This window comes from Marinobacter sp. LV10R510-11A (assembly GCF_900215155.1).
Taxonomy (GTDB): Bacteria; Pseudomonadota; Gammaproteobacteria; order Pseudomonadales; family Oleiphilaceae; genus Marinobacter.
The window spans coordinates 300,215-318,797 of record NZ_LT907980.1; the positions used below are offsets into that span (position 1 = coordinate 300,215).

10 protein-coding genes are annotated in these 18,583 nt (G+C 53.6%); 2 read left to right on the plus strand and 8 right to left on the minus strand.

Features of this window, described 5'->3' with window-relative positions:
* Positions 1–2 precede the first annotated feature (2 nt).
* The 8 genes from CPH80_RS01585 to CPH80_RS01615 all read right to left on the minus strand — a co-directional run bounded on the left by CPH80_RS01585 (position 3) and on the right by CPH80_RS01615 (position 14,752).
* The gene (locus CPH80_RS01585) at positions 3–5,468 is read right to left on the minus strand and encodes a site-specific integrase (protein WP_096275297.1); all 5,466 of its coding nucleotides are present in this window, start codon (positions 5,466–5,468) and stop codon (positions 3–5) included.
* Positions 5,469–5,693: 225 nt separating this feature from the next.
* A complete protein-coding gene (locus CPH80_RS22195) occupies positions 5,694–5,873 on the minus strand; it encodes a hypothetical protein (protein WP_227520313.1) in 180 nt (59 codons plus the stop codon).
* Entirely contained in the window at positions 5,864–6,550 is a 687-nt protein-coding gene (locus tag CPH80_RS01590; protein WP_227520314.1) for a M24 family metallopeptidase, read from the minus strand. Before CPH80_RS01590 ends, CPH80_RS22195 begins: the two co-directional genes overlap by 10 nt.
* Positions 6,551–6,606: 56 nt before the next feature.
* Positions 6,607–7,791: a Wadjet anti-phage system protein JetD domain-containing protein gene (locus tag CPH80_RS01595; protein WP_096275298.1), complete on the minus strand. Its 1,185-nt coding sequence runs from the start codon at positions 7,789–7,791 to the stop codon at positions 6,607–6,609.
* Positions 7,775–11,098 carry an ATP-binding protein gene (locus tag CPH80_RS01600; protein ID WP_096275299.1) on the minus strand — a complete coding sequence of 1,108 codons (3,324 nt, stop codon included), beginning with the start codon at positions 11,096–11,098 and terminating at the stop codon, positions 7,775–7,777. Before CPH80_RS01600 ends, CPH80_RS01595 begins: the two co-directional genes overlap by 17 nt.
* Positions 11,095–11,805, minus strand: a complete 711-nt coding sequence (locus tag CPH80_RS01605) for a DUF4194 domain-containing protein (RefSeq protein ID WP_096275300.1) — start codon at positions 11,803–11,805, stop codon at positions 11,095–11,097. The genes CPH80_RS01600 and CPH80_RS01605 overlap by 4 nt, the downstream gene beginning before the upstream one ends.
* A gap of 4 nt (positions 11,806–11,809) precedes the next feature.
* Complete coding sequence (locus CPH80_RS01610; protein WP_096275301.1) at positions 11,810–13,306, minus strand: DUF3375 domain-containing protein; 1,497 nt, start codon at positions 13,304–13,306, stop codon at positions 11,810–11,812.
* A 207-nt stretch (positions 13,307–13,513) separates the two neighbouring features.
* A complete protein-coding gene (locus CPH80_RS01615; protein ID WP_096275302.1) occupies positions 13,514–14,752 on the minus strand; it encodes an FAD/NAD(P)-binding oxidoreductase in 1,239 nt (412 codons plus the stop codon).
* Between the two features lie 310 nt (positions 14,753–15,062).
* On the opposite strand from CPH80_RS01615, the gene CPH80_RS01620 reads away from it, so the two are divergent.
* Together CPH80_RS01620 and CPH80_RS01625 are read left to right on the plus strand one after the other, a co-directional pair.
* Positions 15,063–16,868, plus strand: a complete 1,806-nt coding sequence (locus CPH80_RS01620) for an assimilatory sulfite reductase (NADPH) flavoprotein subunit (RefSeq protein ID WP_096275303.1) — start codon at positions 15,063–15,065, stop codon at positions 16,866–16,868.
* The gene (locus CPH80_RS01625; protein ID WP_096275304.1) at positions 16,868–18,568 is read left to right on the plus strand and encodes an NADPH-dependent assimilatory sulfite reductase hemoprotein subunit; all 1,701 of its coding nucleotides are present in this window, start codon (positions 16,868–16,870) and stop codon (positions 18,566–18,568) included. Before CPH80_RS01620 ends, CPH80_RS01625 begins: the two co-directional genes overlap by 1 nt.
* Positions 18,569–18,583: the final 15 nt, after the last annotated feature.

Here is an 18,583-nt window from a genome sequence, read left to right on the forward strand (position 1 = left end):
AATCAAATCCGGTATGCATCGGGGGGCTCTGTTTTACTTAGACCGTACGAGGCGGCAGCAATGAGCAACGCTATTACTAGCTCATGGCTATTATGAATGCACCCCCCAAAACTTCGACTGAAGATCACTCCACCATACTGGCGCTCAAGTTTTCTTGAGTCAGACTGATAAATGCTGAATGTATCCAATTGTGGTTTTTCTCCAGTATCGGTTTCAGTCACTGGAAAGACCTTAAAGCCGTGTTGAGTCAGTCGCTCCTTTACCTGGAAATGATTTTTTCTGGCGAAAACGCCATAACTACCTTCCGGCAACTGAAACAGTTCAAGCACCAATTTGATGAGTTCGCAGTGCTCGGGTTTGCTCATTAATAGCTGCCCATTTCGTCCAACAAGCGCCGGTACATGCTCGATGGACGGAAGCAAAGCGGCTTGCTGCAGGTCATCATGACGTGGAAAGCGAGCTGTTTGGTCAATTAGCCGAACCCATGCGTCCGGTGTGATTTTCTCTAAGAGAAGATTTGGGTGCTTATCACCATACTCTTGCACTATTTTCTGCTTGGCGACATCAAAGACTTTAAATCGATGTCTACGGTTTACTCTGTCGACCAACCAGTCCAGAGATTTGAGAGAACCGGGGCGCAATTGCAGAACAGCTTCGGTACGATTATAGCAATACCCTAGAGCTCGGAGTCGCAAGGCCTGTGCAATATTTCTGGGCGTCGGGAGCTGTGTTGGGAGCAGCGGGAAATCAGTGTCATCTGATTGTAGCTTTTGGATGGCCCACTCATGAATTTGTATTGCGTTGGGTATCGTCCGAACCCGAATATTGCGCACCGGTGTCAGATTATCTGCCCATTCCGTTATCAGGCGATTATACGATTTGAAACCGGTATTTGGAGTGGCGTGCCCCATCGCTCGTGCCAGGGCCATGGCTGAGCGCCTAGTCGAGGAATCATTTTGTCCCAAGATGACTGTGCGAATCTGATCCGGCATTAGGTGACCTGTCAGCTTTTGGGTCAAAGGCAATTCAAGTCCGAATAATACTGAGCCCAATATGTTATAGAAGCTGTGTCTCGCATGATGAAGCGTCATCATCGGGTTTCCGGTCACTTGTTTGAGTGACTGGGAGATAGCGCTTGAGATGTTGTACTGACCAAGCGGTGTTATATCCAATTTTCCATTAACGATTGCGCATAAAATAGGGGCTCTCGGAGTATGACCCGCTAGGCTGTCATGACGACTGAGAACAGATTCTATTGTTGATTGCTCTCGATCCGATAAAGGGAACATTAACGGCACCGCCCGCCGGCTGCTTGGTCGTTTTAGTTCTCGGTACTCGTTGTTTCTGACTAAAACCCAGTTTAACTCTCCGGATTCACACCAGTCGGCTCGCTGCAGGCCAATGGCCTCCTGGGCCCGCAAGCCAAAGCGAAATGCCAAAATTAAAACGAAAGCTATGAGCAAGGCTTGATCAGAAGACGATGAGGTACTGTTGAGAATTAGTTGAAGGCATCTCTGATACTCATCTCCAGAAAACAGCCCTGGTCGAACCGAACGCCTCTTACTACCTAAATCAAGATCCTCCCAAATGGGTTCTGCAATACCGCGTTCGCTGGCCCATCGAAAAAACTCCTGCAGGCGGGCTCCGAAATAATCTAGCTCCGTTCGATTGTTGCGCTTGAGAATGATCATGTCAGAGCACAAAGAGGTGATGTCTTCCTCGTCGAGAGCGCTCAGATTGACTTCATAGGCCAAGCCCTGGAAAGGCTCGCTCAATGCGTTGAGATAGCGTTCGGCCGTTGCTGCAGCGTAAGCGTTATAGCTTGTGTGCTGCCGGCCTTTACCGCGCTTGATTCGGTCTGCAAGCCAATAACCAACGTGCAGCACCGCTGAGCTTACGTCTGTTTTTCTCTTTGAAGTAAAACGTTCAATAACATCGGCGGTCTCACGAGCAGTAGCCTTCGTGTAGTTTTTCAGTAAATCCCGAATGTCTTGAAAAAAAGCCTTGGCGCTGGCGTACAGATGGTCTTTATCGGTGCTCCCTATTTTCAGGACAGGGAGAGCTAAGGCTTGGGCGGTGATAGCAGGGATTTCTGCCGCAGGCGTATCGGGGAGTTGATACGAAACACCATCGCTCAATCGGAAATAATCAACGAGACTGCAACTAGTTGGCGGTTGTCGGCCACTCAACGCCGCTGATACCGCACCCGGTAGCTGGATGAGGCTGGCTTGATTTATGAGAGTTGCGAGTTCTCTGAAGAGCCACTTGGTTGTGCCCGTATTTTTCTCGGTTTGAGGACAGGCTGCTGTTTTTTGAAGAATGTCAGACAGGGACTGTAATCGCACAGAAGAGAGCGGCTTGTTCAGATCAATCTTGGATTTGATGCCCTTGCCATAGCTCAGCAGCGTTGCAGTCTTGTAGTCAATTTCGTGTCGTTGAACCGGTTGCGAATAACTCTCATGATCAAGGTCCTCGTTGTATTCGAAGTAAAACCTTTTCTTATGCTGAATCAGGCGGTAGTGAACGCCCTTAACAACATCTTCAAGCAAGTCCGGATATGCCAAGTATTTATCAATCGCGAGGAACGCCGCAGCGAGTATCAGCGCCTCTGATTTAGAAACGTTTGCTTTATCGATAGCACGCTTCGTTTGTTGTACCCACTTGTCGAGTTTCGTTTTTGTTGCAAGTGCCGCAGGGCTTCGATCCGTTAACAATGAGCGCTCGTTTTCAATAGCCGTCATTCGGCGACGAATTCCGCTCGACTGCGAAGCGCCAAGACTGTCTAAGCGATCAATCATAACCGCATAGCGGGTCGCAGCATTTGGATGAGGTAGCCCATTCTCCCGCAAGAGCATCAGGTTGCTTATCTGTTGGATCTGATCCTCGTCAAGCTCTTCCAGCGCTTTTGGACCTAAGAAAAGATCTAAATCGTCATTGGCAGCTTGCTCGGCTCTCTCGCTTGCAAGAACACGATTTTGCCGTCTTTTTTCTGCGCCAAAAAGTTGGGGCTCTTGGTAACCTGAATCCTCGTGCTCCAGAGTCTCGCTGAAGGCGGGTTGCGGTGAACTAGCTGTTGTGAGCCGGAAACCTAGCTGATCGAACACATCATTAACGGTCTGCTGATATGTTTTGTAATCACTCAGCCAGCAGCGAGCCGACTGATCACTGTAGGTTCCGACACCGCGTTCCGCGTGTCCCATCCACCCATCAATAACTTCGGGGTGCACCCCTTCGCGCGCTAATTTCTGAGCGTATCGATGCCGGAACAGGTTCGGAGGAAGCGGCCAACGAAACAGGCCTTTCCCAGGTATCTTTGAATCTGTCACTGAGTGCCAATGAGCTGTGTCGTCCAGCAGGAAGAACAGCGGTAGTTTGCTCGACGGCTTTTCACGTAATCGCGTTATCTCAGCGGCAAAGCTAGGACGAATGGGCTCTACAGCGTTAGCCAAATGCGCCAGATGTGCTTGATAAAGGGTGACGAGTTGCAAAGCAGTCTTGGGCAGGGGAACAAGGCGTCCGTTATGAAGGCCTTCGTCCGCTTTGTCGTTTATGAAAACAGACGGTGGATCTGCACAGAAATGGGTAATCGATTCAAACGGATCGGTGAGGTGCCGGCATCCCGTGGCGGCGTACAGGGCCATCACACAATAGCGCGCAAGAGTATTGTGATAGACGATGATGCCATCAGATCTTGTCTTATCCAGAGTTTCAGTTGCTTGGGAGATCTGGTCGATTAGTAATGACTCTAGTGGAGCCAATAGGCTACCCAGCAGATTTACTCTCGAGCCAGATGCTTCGGTCGTACCTTTGAGCGGAAGGTTGAAACCACTCTCGACCGCTTTGATGTCCCAGTTAGCGTACCCGCAAGCAGCGGGCAATGCGGCTCGGGGGTGGGCTGAGCTAAGTCGTGCAAGGGAATGATCGCCAGAATGGTTAACGATTTTTTGGGGTTGAATGTTAGCGAGCTTGGCACTCGTTAGCCGCGGGAAGTGATTCTTGGCATGCTGGGTAAACCAAGCGGAAGGCTCTTCTGTAGAGAGTTGGTGCCAGAGCTCGTGAAGGGAGCGCGTGAATTCCTGTGTGTCTGATGCGGCTGCGTGCAGCGCCTGTTGCACAACCTCTGGTATCTGAAGTGCCAGATTTTGCTCGAAGGGCTCTATCCACGATTGCGTGCTTTCATCGGGCGCCCACGAATTGTGCCTGCTCGGAGACTGGCGGTGGGCTATTGCGAAATCTGGCGATAAAGCCCACTCGTCTTCAGATACTGAAGAGATTGAAAACTCAAGCACAAAGGGTAAAGAGCGGGACAAGCGGGTAGCGAGCCAAACGACAGCAGCACCAAGGCGGTCAAGCAGATTGGGGGAAACCAGCATACAGCCAAGCCACGCCTCTAACGCCGCTACTTCTGGAGGCAACACTTTGTCCCAGCTCCATGGTAAGTAGTGAGATAGCTCGGTCGTTTGGAGCAAGATGCTTTGCCCCGTCAGTCGTTGTTTTTCTGGAGTGTCATCTGGATCTACGGAATACAGCAGAGCGGGTTCCGCGTCGTCGTCGATGTCTGCACTATGCTCGCAGAGCAGATCGAAGCTTTGGTAGCTGAACTCCCCTATTTGTTGCGTCCGCGGAAGTCGGTCTCGATTAAAAAAGTAGGAGACGCTCTCACAGGGCAGAGAAGACCACGCCTCCAATTCGAATGGCTCGCAGTAGCCTTCTGCGACTTGAGCCAGCGAGACCAGGAATCGTTTAGCACTGATGTCCTCTGACTGAACTTGAAGTTCGGCGGCTGCGTTTCTGAGCGCGAGGGTGAACCTGTCGAAAGTGAATGGTTGCACGCCTATAAGACGCTTTGCACGCTCAAGGGTTCTATCGATGATCAGCCAGTTTTTGTGATAAGTATCTTGAGTGAGATAACTGGCTAGCTTTTGTGTTCCCTTGTCACTTAAGCAGTGTCTGTTGCTGGCTCGTTCAAGCGACTGGACAATCAGCCAGACTCTAAGAGCTCTGCGGAGGTGATATTGCTCTTCAGAGCAGTCAGCCGCCAACGGGTTAATCATTAAGCATAATAGGAAATGTTTTTTTCCAATGTCCGCACCCAAGTCACGCAGTTTTTTCTTAGTTTGGTTGGCATTTCCGGCGTGGGGCATCGACGGATATTTCCGATGAATATCGGGACTGACCTCGTAGAGCCCACGCAGTTTAGATAGCTGTGCGATGAATGGATTAGTGATCCATGCACTGAGTATATTGATTGACTCGGGGTGGGAGAGTTCTTGGCTCAAGTTACCGATAACAGTAAAATGTTTGGAAAACCCGAAGGTGAGGGCGACAACTTCAAGCGCTTCGGTGATGCTATGACTTTGGGCCCAAGCATGGAGGTTGTCGTATTCGGGGCTCGAAAGCCTTACGGTCGTTTTCAAAACTTCCCCGTCGGCATTTCTGTGCCAATTTTGATTGTCGTAATCTGTCATTAATGGATCTCGCGCGCAGCAACTTATCTCTGTAGAATATTAGTTAACTGTACGATTTAAAGCAATTAATGGCAATTAAGAACAAAAAAAGTGTGCTAGTTCTGTCCGTCTCATAACCCGAAGGTCGTAGGTTCGAATCCTGCCCCCGCTACCATATAAAAGGAAGGCAGATCAGTAACTTACTGGTCTGCCTTTTCTTGCTTCTGACTTCCGGATTTCCGGCTGCTATAAGAAAACTTCCTTCAGGGAAAGCCTATTAGTTGTGATCCGCTCGGCCCCCGTTGCTGTAATGCGCACCGTTTCGCTGAAACCGATGCCAAACTCGCCCGGCTTGCGCAGGCAGATCGGCAGATGAAACACCATGTCTTCTTCCAGAATTGCCTCGTTGTCGGTGGCTATGAACATTGAGCCGGCGACCCAGGATGGCGGAAACGCCGCGCCAACCGGATAGCCAAATACGCCGGAGAAAAAGGCACGATCGACAATCGGCGCCAGTGCGGCCTCGCCGGCGCGGGCTGCTGAGGCGAAGCTTGACCGACGACGGCGGTACGCATCATTGGCGCGGTGTAGCGCCGGCGAACCGCACCTAATTCGGTGAACACCACATCACCGGGTGCAACCTCATAACCAGCATGATTGGTATGGATGATGCCGCTGCGCGCCCCGGTCGTCACAATCGGTTGCATGCTCATGAATTCGCTGCCAGCCCCCAGCATGGAACTGGCACCGGCCCTGGCGATTTCATGGTCGACCACGCCCGCTTCGGGAGCTTGCCACGGATAGCCGATAACGTCGTCCACCCGGCTCAGACACACTGCGGGACCGATCTCGATGGCCGGCACGAACAGAACTGTTCGATCGCTTGCGACCAGTAGCACGCACTGAACCGAGACCTCGAAGGTAGTATATCCGGTCAGATAACACAGTTCTCCAGCGTCGGTCAGTAGCAGCAGATCAAATCCGGCTTCAGCCATCCCCCGACGAACGGAGGCGAGCCGTGCCTCGTATTCATTCGGCTCGAACGCCAGTACGGGATCGGGAAACCTAGACTGAAGTTTGTCGCGGTAGGTACGGTAATCCATGGAATGTCGTAACCACAGTGTCCGTCGGCGGCTGCGATACTGGTCTGTCAGCGCGTTCAAATCGGGTTGATGGTCGCGTTTAACGGGATCGTCGCTATTTTCCGGTGCCACTCTAGAATAGCCAGATGCACAGTGGTTTCCGGGAGGAATTCTTGTTCCAGCCTCCCGCTCTGCAAGTGCTTCAGGTCTGTGAAAAATGCCTCCTCCTCCGGTGTAAGGCCATCAAGTGGAACGCGCTCTGATACCTGTGGCTCCGGGACAGCCCTTCCAGCTGAAAATGCCTTGAAAATCGCTCCATTCATTAAAAGAGGTTGTAGCTCAGGTTGATGCTGCCTGGCTCGAGCCAGCATGGTTAAGCCCCAGGTGTCGATGTCACCCCAGTAGGCAATTTTCTTTTCCTTAAGCCAGGTTGCCTGCATCCACGCTAGGTTCATTCCTGCACCCAGTATGGCTAAGGTGTTCTGAAGGTTTGGCAGTTGGTGGAGGCAGCGCTCGTTTTCAACGATTAGAATAACGGCCCCGGGCAGGGCCTTAGACATCAGCTCTTTTGCTCTGATGCGTAGCTGTGAAAATGGAAGCAAGCCGCCATCAAGATCGGCAACCAGCAGCCAATGATGACCTTCATCTTCGGCTCCAAGAAAGGTTTCCAGCCCCTGTTCACTCGCTTGGTCATGGAACAGGATGTCCAGCATCTGGATAAGTACCTGACGGTTTCGTTCAAAAAATTTACTATCGATCCCGGCCATCGATAGTGCCCTTAGCGGCCTGCCCTCCGCGCAATCCGGTGTCAGGCAGCTCGCCAGTTTGGCTGCTTGAATCACCTCCTTCTCTGGCCTGTCGAGTATCAAGCGACGTTTGCGGATCACAAGGCGATGAAAACGCTCATCGATTTCCGCTACTAAGCGGCTTAGAGATTGATATTCGCTGCGAACTTCGGAGCTATTCGCCGCCTCAATCCACTCAGTGGGCGAGTGCAGAGTCCAGTGAGTCGGGACGTTGACCTCTTCACTCGCACCGCGAAAGCGCTGGGATTGCCACACAACTTTTCCTACAGTTACGCTGCGCCAAAGATGCAGGTGTTGCCGTACCTGATTGAGGTCTTCGGTGATCGCCCGTCCAGTCGGCTTGCCGATCGAAAGCCGAAGGGGCCAGCTATCTGCGCTGAACAGACGCTGCTCCCGAAGGTCGGCGTTTTGCCATTGCCGGGCCAGCTTCACGGCCAGATCAGCTGGGGATTTCATCGGGTTTCCGGGTCATTTTTTCTGCGACGGTCTCCAATTCTTCCCAGCTCAGGGAGGTGAGCGTTGCCTGCATGTCTTTCCGGTGTACTAATATGGCTGATCGGGTATGGGTCCTCAGGAGTCGCATTTCTTTGTTGGGTGTCACAAACAGAGGGTGTAAACCGAACTCGTTGAGTGCCGAGATAATCCGGCCAGCAACGGCGTGCGAGCTTTTTGAAAAAGCTTCATCCAGAACGATGGTGCCAAACAATGGTTGGGTGGCGCCGTCTGGGCATAAGGCATAACTCAGTGACGCCGTCAGAATGTAACTGGCGATGATTTCTTTCTCACCACCGCTACCACCTTGAGAGCCGGTTCGGGTCTCGATCACCGTTGCGGTTTCCCGATCCAGTACCGAAACGGCGAACTGCAGGCGGTAACGTGGGTCTAGCAGGGCGCGCGCGCCGACTGTTCGTTTGTTGTCGCTGGCGTCCCGGAGTAACCCGACCATGTTTTCAAGGGCCAGAAAGTGGCTCTCTCCCTGATCGTCTTTCAGGGCATTGGCCCGTAACTGGCGTTGGGCCTTTTCCAGGGTGCGGAGCGACTCATGGGTGACCCGCCTGGGTTCAAGCTTCAGGTATCGGCCGGGCTGGAAGTCCACTCGCCTCAAGGTTTCATTGAGGTCTGCAATGCGCTCTTCAATAACGGCCACTTCGTTCTGGATGTGGGCAAGTAACTGGGTAACGCCCTGATCAGACGACTGGTTCAGGTAGTTAACGAACCGCTCTAGCTTTTCGGGTAAGGCTTCCTCTTTGAGCACCCTCAGCCTCTCTAGGTACCCGGGTATATCTCGAATCTCACTACCGGTCTCTGAGAGTGCGCCTGTGTCGATGGTTTTGGCCTTTTCCATGAACTGGGTAAGAATCAACTCATATCCGCTTACCCGTTTGTGTAGGGTTTTGATGTGTTTATCCAGACGGTAGCGTTCAGTGCGTTCAAGCTGGTCCAGTTTTTCATATTGATCTGACCCGGGCGTGGTGAAGTGTTTGTCGGCCAACGTCTGTTCTTCATCCGTTAGCCCTTTGCCGATTCGTTCGAGCATCTCCGCGCAATGGGCGATCGCTCCAGAACGCTTACTTTCAAGAACGGCGCAACGGGAGCGCTCGTCGGAAAGATCCTGCTGTATTTTCTCGAGCCTGCTATTAACCTGTTCGTATTCCCGCCGGGCCTTTTCAACATCGGACTCGGGAGCTGTCAGCATCTCAAGGCGCCCGCACAGCTCTTTCAACTCGGCTTCCGCGCTCGGCAGATCAATGTCGCTAAAGCGGATATCGGTGAGCCTGGCGTTCAGGTCGATGTTCACCTGGGTATCGCGCAAGGCCGTCTGCGCGGCGGTCAGATCTTGTTGAATCTGGAGCGCGCTGTGCTTGCTCTCGCTAAGCTCCTGAGCAAGCGCGGCCAGTCGGTCCCGGTTATCGAAACCGGTCATCCAACCTTTGTCCAGCCGCTGATTGTCCCGCTTTTCAAAAAAGCCGCGCTTGCCGGACATCAGACCCTGCACGGTCATGCCGTGTGGCGTTTCACGCAAGTCTTCAGGGGATGACACACAATGGCGATCAGTGCCTGCCAGCAGATGCTTCAGCGCTTCGCGATGTGGGTGCTGTTTGAAGTTCAGCTTGCGGGTAAAACCATCGTCCATAAACTGCGCCGGTGCCTGCGGTGTTTGTGCGTCCAGCAAGCGCACGTGAAGGCGGTTATCACGATGGTTGATCCAGTCCAGTGCTGTTTTCATGGCGGCGGGTGGCACCAGAAGCCGTAGCCGGTGGCCCCCAAGAGCACGCTCTATGGCTCCGCGCCAGGCTTTTTGCTCGGGCTTTACTTCCACCAGTTCCGCGACAAACGGCAGGCTTTCTTCTGGAAGATTCAGGGCTTCTGCCAGCTCACTGCGAAACTCCTGAAACCGGCCGTCGATGTTGGATCCAGGACGCGTCGTGATGCGCTGCATTTCATCTTCGAGCTCGGTGATGTTGTCTGTGTATTTACGGTGCTCTATCCCCAGTTCCAGAACTTTTTTACCCTGACCCTCTTGCAAGCTGGCCAGCGTTTTTTGCTGTTCTGCGCATGTCTGCTGGTTGGCTGCCAATGCCTCGGAGGTCAGCGTCTCCCGCAGGCCAAGCCTTTTGGCCAGTGTGAGATAGTCACTGGCGTAGCGTTCGCGCTCGTTTAGCCATCGTTCTTGCTGGGCTATTTGGTCTTTCAGCTGCTCAATACTGGCACCGCCAGCTTGCAGGTATATGTCTTTGAGCGTTTCCGCTTTGCTTTTGAGCGTAGTGGCGGTGACCTCAAGCGACTTTATGCCATTGTAGCCAGTATCAACCTGGCTCTTCAGCTCGCTCGCCTTGTCTGTCCAGAGCTGGTAGCCCGCCTGGGCAAACCAGACAGGCAGTACTTCAAGCAGAGTTTGCTGTTTGTTGAGTGCTTCGTGCGCCGCCTGATGGCTCTTGTGCGCCTCTGCAATGGGCGTCAGCGACTGGTACTGGCGACGAGCTGTTTCCAGTTCGGCGTGAATCGCCGCCAGATCATCAAACTCACTGGCCACTTCGCGGGCGCGGTCAAAGTCCGAGTGGTCATCCAGCACCAATTCCCGAAAGATTTCATCAATGCTGTTGAGTTGTTTGAGCCCAGCGGCGCGGTTTAGCAGGGTAAAAGCGTTTTCACCTACCTCAAAAAAACGTCGAACCTGAGCCAGATAGGCTTTTTTGCTATCGTTGATCTGAATTCCGCTTGCGTCTTTGCAATGCTGCTTGAGTTCGCGGGCACCCCCTGCGTGGTGAATGGCCAGCCAATCGTCCAGTCCTTGGTCATCTCGCTCCGAAAATAGCCAAAGGCGTTTTAAATCACTGGCTGAAGAACTGCTGCCCTCAACCCAGAACAAGGCCGCAATCCGAACGGCTTTTTCGCCATTATGAAAGCGGGCAGAGACAGCCGTAACGGTTTTTCCAGGGCGCGCAATGTGGCTGTTGTCTCCCGAATTATTGCCGGCCCCAGAAACGCCGCGAATGTAAGATATAAGGTCTCGGTCGCTCTCATGCCCACCGGTGGAGGCGAGGTTGTAGCGCGGCTGGTGGGTCAGCAGCGTCATAAGCGCATCCACCAGTGTGGTCTTGCCGCTTCCGGTGGGGCCGATAATGGCGGTGCCTTTGGAGTTTATGTCCGCGCAGTGACGACCGCCAAAGGGCCCCCAGTTATAAAGGTCCAGATGGGTGAGGATGAACGCAGAGGACGGCATGACCTCAGCGGCAAACAAGTCATTCTGCGGCAATGTCATGGGGTTTCCGCTCCCGCGTCAGACTCCTGGCCTGCCAGTTTTCGGAAGTGATGCAGGAGATTTTTCAGGTTTTCAGGGTTAGCCAAGTGAGTGATGATGGGCCGGATAATCACTTGCTCGTTGGCGTCGATGTCCGAGACGATACCGTGGGTTTTCAGACTCTCCAGCAAGTTGCGCAAGCGCTTCTGCTCGCGCACATCACTGCCGATGTCGCCAAGGTACAGTTGTATCTGAGGTAACAATTCATCCAGCTCGATCACCGCATCGCCGGCGCCAATTCCCGCTTCCTGCTCATGGACAATGAAATGCTGCCGTAGAATCGCAATGAGCAGTGATTGCTCCATGGTCAAACGCTGGCGGCGCATCAGCGGATGAGACCATTCGTCATCTTCTTCGGCAAAAAGCTGATCAGACACGGCCAGAAACGCCAGGCCACGGATGTCATCGACTTTCAGACGTAGGTCCAGAGGCTCAAGAATGCCATTAATCGCCGCCGTCTGGTTCATGGCCACCTGATAGAGGTTGGGCTTGCAGTCTGCCTCAAGCAAACCGAATTTGAGCAGTTCCTGAGCGGTTGCTTTCAGGTTCTTGGAGGTGTATTGGGTTGCCGCCTCAGCACTGATTGATTCAGCCGGAGTCTCTTGGCTGTGTTCGCCAGGCGTTTGCTCTTCCGCCTTGGCGGTAAGACGATCAAAAATATTAGACATCGCGTTATAGTTCCCAATCGATAGCTTGTACGGCATCTTGTGTCAGCAACAGCTTTGGCGTGTAAAAACGTAATTTTTTACCGCTGCTGTCACTTATGTCGACGGTTTCTTGTTCTTTAGAAATGACCGCGTCTGCCTCTCGCGCCATGCTCAGCCAGAGTGCAAGTGTTTCCAGATCATGGGTTGGCGGTAGGTGGCTGGCCAGATCGGCAATGCTCATGGGCCTGCCTGTAACCTTGAGCAATTTCACGGTTTCCTGAAAAAGCGCTTCCCGGTCGAGGCCATCAAAGGCTCGCCAGAAGTCATCCCCTACGTCGTCCAGATTGACACTTTGCTCTGCCAGCTCCAGTCCCTCCGCCTCACCTTCAAGGGCGGCTTTGAATCTCAGCCTTTCGACCAGTGGCAGGTTGGGGGTGGCCAGGGCAACTGGGGGCAGGGGTGTTGCGCTTTTACGGATGGCGTGGCTTGGCCAGTCAATCTGAAGTGCGGCGTTGAGGATTCCGTTCAGCAGTTCCCCAACCCGGTGGTTTTCCGCAGCCAGCCCCGTTTTCAGAAAGCCTTTAACATCGCGCTCGCTGCGGGCGCGGGCCTTAATGACGGTCGCAGATTCTTGCACCAGGCGAATCACCAGCCAGCGCAAATCATCCTGCTGCTGTCGGGTTAAGGCATGACGTGTTGATGGATGCCGGAGAATCGTCCGCAGCCGATGCTTCATGTTATCCAGTTCTGTGGAACGGCTCAGTTGCTCATGGAAACCGTGGAACACCTTGCCTTCGGCGGTTTCCAGAAGATGGTCGTGCCCATCCAGAAGCCGGTCGACAATCTCCCCGCGATGGTGCTGGTCGCTGACAATGGATTGACGCAAGCGCCGATCCGCGTCCCGATAGGAGTCCTCGACCCGCCGGAAATCCGCTCGCAAACTGGTTGCAAGGTTAAACACTTCCCGTATGCCTTCGGTTGCTTCGGCCCCTTCCAGCACCTTGAACCGCCCTGCTTCAACATCGGTAAGTTCCTGTTCAAGAGCCTTTATTTTTTGCCGGAGATAGTCAGCCCGGCTCTCTGCATTTGGATTGAGACGGGTTTCGAGATTTTCAATTTCCCGCTGCACGGTCGCCAGACGAGACGCGGTGGATGTCATGACCCGATCATCCAGGCCTTCAACAAAATAAAGCGCCTTTTGTAGCGCATCTGTCGCGATCAGTTTGCCTTCTCGTTCGACGATTAAACCGCGACGAATCCAGGACCGTAATTCCCGACGTGCGTCCCCTGCGGGGTCATCGGTGTTCAGATCAAACTCTTCATTATTAGCATGCTGAGTCAGGATGTCGGTTAGTGCTTGTTGGGCATCTTCGAACAGAACGTCGTCGTGGTTTTGTTCGAGCAGAGATTGGAGGCAGCTTAGAACAAGCGGGCCTCTGGTGGCAGATAGCAGCTTCCAGGCTGGGTGTTGGTGCCGGAACACCATGTATGCCTGGGTTCGGGCGTTAATTTCTTCATTCATCGGAGGAGCACCAAATATTCAGGCTGCTTTGAATTTTAAATAGTAATGCGCGAGCTCTGTATTGATGTAATTGAGGGTACTACAAAGTGGCCTAGGTGGGGCAGGAAGCCTGTGCGGCTGCCAAGGGGGGATGACCAAGGTGCATAGCGTGCTTTGGCGACCTTAAGCTATAAAGCCCGGGAAAGTGCTTCCCGGGCCTGGCATAATTCAGTCGCGTGCTTTATGGGCAATATCCCCCTCACGGCCTTTGAGCATGTAATCAAAGTAGAACGGAGGCAGGGCGCGCTTCTTCACCTGCCAATAGAATGCGGACTCTTTGAAGGGGCTCAGCGGCAGTGTGGGCGTTACCTTGCCGCCATACACGAACTCCGCGAGCATCACTTTGCCATAGCCGGTCACGATGGGGCAGGAGGTGTAGCCGTCATAGCTTGCTCTCAGCTGCTTATCGGAAATACGGGCCAGAATATTGGCGACGGCTACGGGGGACTGCTTGCGAACCGCTGCCGCGGTTTTTGAGGTGGGTAGGGAGCTGCTGTCGCCCAGGCTGAATACGTTGGGAAAGCGCACGTGTTGCAGGGTGTGCTGATCCACATCTACCCAGCCATCGGCGTTGGCCAGCGGGCTGTTCTTTACAAAGTCCTGCGCGCACTGAGGTGGCGTTACGTGAAGCAGATCAAAGGACTCGGTTATTTCTTGGGTCTTTCCATCGCCGTCTGTGAAGCTGAATGTGGCTTCTTTTTTGTCGCCATTCACCGCAATCAGGTTGTGATTCATAAGCAGGCCGATGTTGTATCCGCGAGCTACTTTTTCCAGATGTGGAACGAAATCTGGAACGCTGAAAAGAGCGCCACCGGCGGCGTAGAACCGTAATTCACTTTGGCTGGATATCTGTTTTTTGCGGAAGTAATCTGCCGCCAGATAGGCGATTTTCTGGGGTGCGCCGGCGCACTTGATGGGCGCAGGCGGTTGCGTGAAAAAGGCCTTGCCGCCTCGGAACTGCCGAATGCACTGCCAAGTGTACTCTGCCAGTGAAGGGTCGTAGTTACTGCAAACGCCGTTAACGCCGAGAGTTTCCCTTAGACCTTCTATTTTATCCCAATCCAGCTTCAAGCCCGGCGTGACCACCAGAGTCTCATAGCCAATCTCGCGTCCATCTTCCAGAACGATTCGGTTCTGTTCGGGCTGAAGCTCGCGCGCGGCCGCTCGAATCCAGCGAGCTCCTTCTGGAAGCGTACTGGCTTGGGGGCGTGCGGTTTTTGCCAAGGAATAGGCACCGCCACCCACAAGTGTGAAGGCCGGCTGGTAATAGTGAACGTCGCTGGGTTCAACGATGGCGACATCCAAGCCGGGCCTTTGGCGGAGCAACGAGGCGGCGACACTGGTGCCTGCGGCGCCGGCGCCGATCACGACCACCTGATGGGTGTAGGGGAATGTGCTCTGAGGCATTGCGAATGCTCCTTGCAGGGGCATATTGAGCGGCTCCCTGAGTATGTAAAGGTATGGAAAATAAGTAGCGTTAGCATAAAATAAATCTGTTATTCCATGAAATGATTAAGATCATTTCATCTAGAGCTATTTGGAATATGTTTAATATGCTTTGAAATCAGCGAGCTGACGTCTTTATCGATTTTATCGATTTATTTGTCCTGTCTATTTCATTTTGTCGTTCATTCCGTGGTTCATAGAGTGGGTGCAGGTTTCGTTCAGGTTTATCTGAAATCAGCCATTTATTTACAGCCCACACGGATCATCCAAAATGACGACAGATCTGAATTCGTCTCCTCTTTCCGGGGATCAGCAAGCGCGTTTGGCCGACCTTCTTACTGGCATGAATGAAGGACAGCTTTTCTGGCTTGCTGGCTTTCTCGCCGGCAAATGCTCAGGTGGTTCTGCTAGCGCTCTCGCAAACACGGCTGCGAATGCGACCGGCGTTGCAGCCCCAGCAGCCGTTGAACTGACTATTTTGTTTGGTTCGCAAACCGGCAACGCTGAAGAGCTCGCGCAGCAGTTGGCCGCCCGCGCTGCTGATAAAGGTGTATCCGCCAAGGTGGTCGATATGGCGGATTACAAACCTAAGCAGCTGAAAAAAGAGCAGTATCTTGCGGTGCTGACGTCTACACATGGGGAGGGCGATCCACCAGACAGCGCGCTAGATTTCCATGAATTTCTTAATGGCAAAAAAGCACCCAAGCTGGAGGGGCTTCGTTACAGCGTATTGTCGCTGGGCGATTCCAGCTATGAGCATTTCTGCAAAACCGGCCAGGATTTTGATGGCAGGCTAGCCACTCTGGGCGCGACGGCTCTGGCCGAACGGGTGGATTGTGATGTGGATTATGAAGACCTGGCTGAAGACTGGATTAACCGGGTACTGGAAACCATTGCCAGTGAAGCCGGCGCTAGCCAGCCAGCGGCTGCCACTACAGTAGGCGCAGAGCAGGCCCCGGCTTCCGCCTTTAACCGCAAGAATCCGTATGCGGCTGTTATTTTGACCAATCAACTACTGAGTGGTCGTGGCTCCGACAAAGAAGTGCGGCACATTGAGCTGTCACTGGAAGACTCCGGGCTTTCCTACAACCCGGGAGACGCCTTGGGTGTTTACCCTGAAAACAGCCCGGCTCTGGTTGACGAGTTGCTGGGCACGCTGACGTTTGACGGCAAGCAGGTTGTGTCTGCGGACGAGCTAGAGATTCCGTTGCGGGAGGCGCTGGCTTTCTACCGTGAAATCACTTTACTGACACCGCCGCTGATGAAACATTGGGCGGAGCTTGTGGATGACGATGCCCTCAAGGCCCTAGTGGCTGACAGCAGTGAACTGAGGGTATGGGCGGAAGGCCGAGACGTTCTGGATTTGGTTCGCGCTTGGCCAGCTGCTCAGTTGCAGCCGCAGGAGTTTGTAAACCTACTGCGAAAACTTCCCCCAAGGCTGTATTCCATCAGTTCCAGCCAGGCGTCTGTAGAAGATGAGGTGCATATCACCGTAGCGGCGGTGCGCTATTCAAGCCATGACCGAGATCGCGAAGGTGTTGCTTCTGGCTGGTTGTCTGATCGCATGGGTGAGGGAGACGAGGTTCGGGCGTATATCGACCCAAACAAGAAGTTTGCCCTGCCTGAAGATAGCGCGCCGGTGATCATGATTGGCCCGGGCACAGGTGTTGCGCCGTTTCGTGCCTTTCTGCAAGAGCGCGAGGAGCGGGGGGCCGAGGGTGATAACTGGTTGTTCTTCGGCGATCGCCGGTTCCGCAGTGATTTTCTCTATCAGTCGGAATGGCTCAAGTGGCGTCGTGAAGGTTTGCTGACGCGGCTGGATGTGGCTTTTTCTCGGGATCAAGCAGAAAAACGCTATGTGCAGCATAGCCTGAAAGAGAACGGCGCCGATGTATGGGCTTGGCTACAGCGGGGCGCCAGCCTGTATGTGTGCGGCGATGCCGACAAAATGGCCCCCGATGTGCACCAGGCACTGCTGGATATTGCCAGTGAACAGGGCGGGTTGAGCCAAGAGCAAGCCGAAGATTACCTGCGCCAGCTAAACCGGGATAAACGTTACCTGCGGGATGTGTACTAATGAGTGAAAAACTGCCAGAAGCCGAACTGATTAAGCGCGAGAGCAATTACCTCCGCGGAACCATTCTGGAAGGACTGGCTGACCGTACCACCGGCGCCTTGCCAGAAGATGATACCAAGCTGACCAAATTCCATGGCGCCTACCAGCAGGACAACCGGGAGGTGCGGGACGAGCGCCGGCGCCAAAAGCTGGAGCCGCTGTACCAGTTTATGGTGCGCTTGCGCTTGCCGGGTGGGGTGCTAACCACGGATCAGTGGTTGGGGCTGGATAAGATTGCCGATGAGTGTGCCGATTCCACTCTGCGCCTGACCACGCGCCAAACGTTTCAGTTCCATGGCGTGTTCAAGGAGCACATGCAGCCGTTTATGCAGAAGATAAACGCGCTTGGTCTGGATAGCCGGGGTGCCTGCGGGGATGTGAATCGTAACGTGATCAGCAACGTGAACCCTCATCAGTCGCAGTTGCATGGGGAAATTCATGAGCTATCTCTGGCGATAAGCGAGCGTTTGCGCTGGCGCTCGGCAGCGTATGCGGAGATCTGGTTGGGTGAAGAGTGCGTCGAAAAGTTTGGGGAGGAAGAAGAGCCCTTCTATGGGAATAAATATCTGCCCCGCAAGTTCAAGATTGCGCTGGCGGTACCTCCGGAAAACGACTGTGACGTGTTCGCCAACGATATTGGCCTGATTGCCATTGTTGAAGACGGCCAAATCCGCGGCTTCAACGTGGTGGTTGGCGGCGGAATGGGGCTAACCTACGGTGATCCGGCCACCTATCCGCGCCTGGCAACCATGGCGGGTTATGTGCCGAAAGAGCAGATTGTCGATGCCTGCGAAGCCATTTGTGCCATTCAGCGGGATTTCGGTGACCGCACCAATCGCGCCCATGCCCGTTTCAAATACACCATTGATGACTATGGCATGGGTTGGTTTCAGGAACGCTTTGCACAATATCACGGGCAGGAATTTGAGAGGCCCAGGTTTTTCAGCTTGAGCCGAAATGGCGACCGGTTTGGCTGGGTTGAAGGTGAAGATGGCAACCAGCACTTAACGCTGCTTATCCCAACCGGCCGGGTGGCGGATACTGAAAGCGGGTTACTGAGAACAGCGCTGCGTAAAATCGCGGAAATTCACAGCGGCAGCTTTCGTATTACCTGTAATCAGAACCTGGTTATTGCCAACGTACTACCAGAGACAGTGGCGGCGGTGGATGCCATCGTAGAGGAATACAAACTGGATACCGGCAACCGCAGTTCGCCGTTGCGCCAGAACTCTATGGCTTGTGTTGCGTTTCCAACCTGTGGTTTGGCTATGGCTGAAGCCGAGCGTTTCCTGCCGGAGTTTGTAACCCGCGTGGAACAAACCATGGCGGAAGAGGGGTTGGAGCCAGATGCGATCAACGTGCGCATTACCGGCTGCCCCAACGGTTGCGCTCGTCCCTATCTTGGCGAGATTGCACTGACCGGCAAGGCGCCGGGCAAATACAATCTCTACCTAGGCGCAGATTTCTCCGGCCAACGCATGAATAGGTTGTACCGGGAGAATATAGATACAGACACGATTCTGAGCGAACTTCGGCCACTGTTCCGCTCGTATCAGCAGGAGCGGAATTCTGAAGAACGGTTTGGTGATTTTCTAGTTAGGACTGGTATTGTGGAGGAAGAGCGCACGCCGGCTATGTTGCATCAGCCTCTGCGAGGCTGATAACTGGGGCGGTTT